Source organism: Mesorhizobium sp. M7A.F.Ca.US.014.04.1.1 (genome assembly GCF_003998745.1).
In the GTDB taxonomy this organism is placed as follows: domain Bacteria; phylum Pseudomonadota; class Alphaproteobacteria; order Rhizobiales; family Rhizobiaceae; genus Mesorhizobium; species Mesorhizobium ciceri.
Genome location: NZ_RZRW01000575.1, coordinates 1 through 3,568 on the forward strand (window position 1 = coordinate 1; position 3,568 = coordinate 3,568).

Here is a 3,568-nt window from a genome sequence, read left to right on the forward strand (position 1 = left end):
CGGCCTCGACGTGGTCGCCGTCTACATCGCCTTTCGCATCAACTATCGTGCCGCTCGCGCACGCGAAGAAGTCTCGGTTTCGCGCACCAGCCTCGACATCCGCAAGACAGCCCCCTCGGGGAAATCGGAAGCGCATCGCTTCAATCCGTTCTGGGCGCGGTTTTCGGTGGCCCGTCACGCCGAGATCGGCATCACAGGCATGACGGTGCAAGGTGAAGGCCAGAACGTGCCGATCGGATCGTTCCTGGACCCCGATTCCCGCGAGAGTTTTGCCACCGCCTTTTCGCGCGCGCTGGCGCCCGCCAAGACACGCTGAGGCAGCCGCGAGCGATTCCTGGGCTCGAATCCGGTGCCTATCCGGGTATGCGCCGCAAGAAGGCAAGTTTCGGGTGGCGATCGACGCCCCGAGGGGCGATATTCCGGCTCAAGGAGACAGTTCCATGAGCACACACACCGCAGTCCTCAAAAAGGACATCACGCCTGAGGGCAGCGATTATGAGATCGTGCGCCGTGCCATCGAGAAGATCAGTCTCGACTATCGCGATCAGCCTTCCCTCGAAGAGCTGGCCGAGGAGGTCGGCGAGACGCCGACCGGCCTGCAAAAACTCTTCACCCGCTGGGCCGGCCTGTCGCCCAAGGCCTTCCTGCAGGCGGTGACACTGGACCATGCGCGCAGGCTGCTCGATTCCGGCATGCCTCTGCTCGAGACCTCATTCGAACTGGGCATGTCCGGCCCCGGCCGGCTGCATGACCTGTTCGTCACGCACGAGGCGATGTCGCCGGGCGACTACAAGACACGCGGCGCCGGGCTCACCATTCGCTACGGCTTCCATTCCTCGCCGTTCGGCACCGCCCTGATCATGGCCACCGAGCGCGGGCTCGCCGGCCTCGCCTTCAGCGACCCCGGCGAGGAACGCGCCGCCTTCGCCGACATGTCCAGCCGCTGGCCGAACGCCATCTACGTCGAGGACATGACTGCCACCGGCCCCTATGCCGCCCGTATCTTCGACCCGACGCTGTGGCGCCCCGACCAGCCGCTGCATGTCGTCATGATCGGCACCGACTTCCAGGTTCGCGTCTGGGAGGCGCTGCTCAAGATCCCGATGGGCAAGGCCCGCACCTATTCCTCGATTGCGGCCAGCATCGGCGCACCGTCCGCCAGCCGTGCGGTCGGTGCGGCCAACGGCGCCAATCCGCTCTCTTTCGTGGTGCCTTGTCACCGCGCCATCGGCAAATCAGGCGACCTCACCGGTTATCATTGGGGCCTGACCCGCAAGCGCGCCATTCTGGGTTGGGAAGCCGGGCAGGTATCGTAATATCGATTTTTCTCGATATTGCGAAGAAAAACATGGTTCTATCGGCGCTATCAAGTATAAGCGCTATTTACGCTGTGGTTCCGCTTTTGCAACCGAGGGCAACCTCCGGTTCCTGTAGTTGTTATTTTTGAGGCGTTATTTTAGGTAACTCTAAATTAACCACGATAAAGTGATGATGCTCTCATATTAATCCGGACGATCCGGCTTGATAGGAGGTCTCGATGACATTGTTTCGCGCCGCCTGCGGCGCAGCTCTGCTGGTTGCCAGCGTCGACGAGGCCGCGTTGGCCACGACGCAGAATGTCATCTTCAACGGCACGATCGCGCCCACCTGCACGCTGGTCGTTGCCACCAACGGTACGATGACGGCCAGTCCCGATCTCCAGTCCCTGAGCTCCCACAACAGCGGCGGCTCGGCTGGAACCGTGACGCTGACGACGACCGGAGGTGTGTCGCTGAGCGTCGACCCGGTCACCACCATGACGGTGCCATCCGCCGACAGCACGTCGACGACCTGGACACCCACCTACTCCGCCGCCGGCGCGCATTCCATCGTCGAGACCGGCTCGACAACCAGCATCACCACCCCCGGCGCAGATCTCGTCTCGGTTCACCTTGCCGGAACCAAGGGCGGCAGCAATCGCTTCGCCAACGGCAATTATCAGGCAACGGTAACGCTGCGCTGCGAATGACGCGAGCGAAGGAGGGGTCGTGAAACATGCTCGAATCCTGGCGACGGCGTTGGCCGTCGGATTGGCGCCCGTTGCCGCCAAGGCTCAGTCGATGTCGCCGATGCGTGGCGAGATCAACAGCTTCACCGACGTCTTTGCGGTTCGCGTCTTCCCCGCCAATCCCTACGACCGCAACATCCGGGTCGAAATTCACGTCTACGATCAGGATTTCCAGCCGGTAGATGCCAGGGTCTCTCCAAATGTCTTCCAACTGGCCTCCCAGGCCTCCCGTTCTGTCCTTGTGGTTGTGCCTTTCGGCGGCGCTGCCGAGCGTACAGTGCGTATCTGTACCGAAAGCATCCCCTTTCCCAATCAACAGACGCAGATAAGGGCACAGATATGCGGAAAGTTTTTTGGGCGCCGCAAGTCCTGACACTGGCGCTCGCGGCTGTTTGGGCGGGTGCCTCGCCGGCCGGGGCCGAGGACGTCTACAACCTCAACCAGAACGAAAGCGGCTTCAACCTGCCCGGCGTCACCTTGCCCCAGGGCCAGGACGAGGTCCATGCCGCGGATGGCACCACTTGCCGTTCCGCCGTCTCCGGCTCCGGCGCCTATGTCGATCTCGGCGTCATCAGAGGCAACAGCCAGTCCGACAATGATGTCGCCACTTACGGCCGCGTGGTGATCCCCATCGGGCGTACGCCCAAGCGCGTCGATTGCAGCCGTCTCTACGAGCTTGAGGTCGAGCGCCTTCAGCTGGAGCTGAAGCTCCTCAAAATGGGCCTCGGCACCGACGGCCAGACGGCGAGTATTGCCGCCACCGCTCCCGCGACCGCATCACCGGGGTGGGCCAACGAAGGCTGGAGCATCAGAACCGGAAATGGCGATGGCAAGAAAAAGAAGAAGCAGTAGCCGCGCGCTGTTTGCGATGGCGGCACTTGCCGGTTCCTGCCTTCCGATGCAGGCGGCGATCATCGGCACCTGCACCATCATGGTCGGGGCGTCCGGAACGATGAAGGCCAGTCCCGCCATCAGCATACTGGGCTCCAAACAGGCAGGCGGATCGAGCGCCAGCGCCACCGTGGTGGCAAGCTCCCTGTTATGCTCAATACTCAACCTGCTTGACTGCTATTCGGTTTCGGCGCCGGCGCCTGCCGCATTCTCGTCCGCGCCGAGCGGCGGTGGCACCAACGTGACGTTCGCTTCGGTCTTCCGCCTCGATGGCTCGGGGGCCGATGTCAACGGAAGTGTGCCGCAGAGGGTTGCCAACGGCACCCACGCGATGCAGGTCGACCTCACCGCCACCAAGTCGAGCGGTATCTTTCCCGCCGGCAACTATCAGGGCACGGTCACCGTGCGCTGCGAATAAGGCCGCGACAACTCAAATCGGGCTGGACCATGCGCGTGGTCTGGCAAGCTGCGGCCTTACAGGTTAGCTTCCACGCAATCGGAACGATCTGCGTTCGCCCGGACGCACGAAGACGCTCCGGCATTTTGAATTTGCGTTGCCAGGAGGCCCTGCTTGATTATCGTCATCGGCTCGATCAACCTCGACCTTATCGCCAAGGTCGACCGCTTGTC

General features: G+C 62.6%; 7 protein-coding genes. All 7 read left to right on the plus strand.

Annotated elements, in window-relative coordinates:
* On the plus strand, positions 1 to 316 hold a 316-nt coding region (locus EOA22_RS27790), incomplete at its 5' end, for a DUF2244 domain-containing protein (RefSeq protein WP_127390368.1).
* Positions 317 to 440: 124 nt separating this feature from the next.
* Positions 441 to 1,316 carry a bifunctional helix-turn-helix domain-containing protein/methylated-DNA--[protein]-cysteine S-methyltransferase gene (locus tag EOA22_RS27795; RefSeq protein WP_024502817.1) on the plus strand — a complete coding sequence of 292 codons (876 nt, stop codon included), beginning with the start codon at positions 441 to 443 and terminating at the stop codon, positions 1,314 to 1,316.
* A gap of 221 nt (positions 1,317 to 1,537) precedes the next feature.
* Complete coding sequence (locus tag EOA22_RS27800; RefSeq protein WP_027161336.1) at positions 1,538 to 2,008, plus strand: hypothetical protein; 471 nt, start codon at positions 1,538 to 1,540, stop codon at positions 2,006 to 2,008.
* Positions 2,009 to 2,027: 19 nt separating this feature from the next.
* Positions 2,028 to 2,420, plus strand: coding sequence for a hypothetical protein (locus EOA22_RS27805; protein ID WP_127390369.1), 393 nt, complete (start codon positions 2,028 to 2,030; stop codon positions 2,418 to 2,420).
* Positions 2,387 to 2,899, plus strand: coding sequence for a hypothetical protein (locus EOA22_RS27810; protein ID WP_027161334.1), 513 nt, complete (start codon positions 2,387 to 2,389; stop codon positions 2,897 to 2,899). Before EOA22_RS27805 ends, EOA22_RS27810 begins: the two co-directional genes overlap by 34 nt.
* Positions 2,874 to 3,356 carry a hypothetical protein gene (locus tag EOA22_RS27815; protein WP_027161333.1) on the plus strand — a complete coding sequence of 161 codons (483 nt, stop codon included), beginning with the start codon at positions 2,874 to 2,876 and terminating at the stop codon, positions 3,354 to 3,356. The genes EOA22_RS27810 and EOA22_RS27815 overlap by 26 nt, the downstream gene beginning before the upstream one ends.
* Positions 3,357 to 3,385: 29 nt before the next feature.
* The coding region (locus tag EOA22_RS38230) for a hypothetical protein (RefSeq protein WP_206521342.1) at positions 3,386 to 3,568 on the plus strand (183 nt) is incomplete at its 3' end.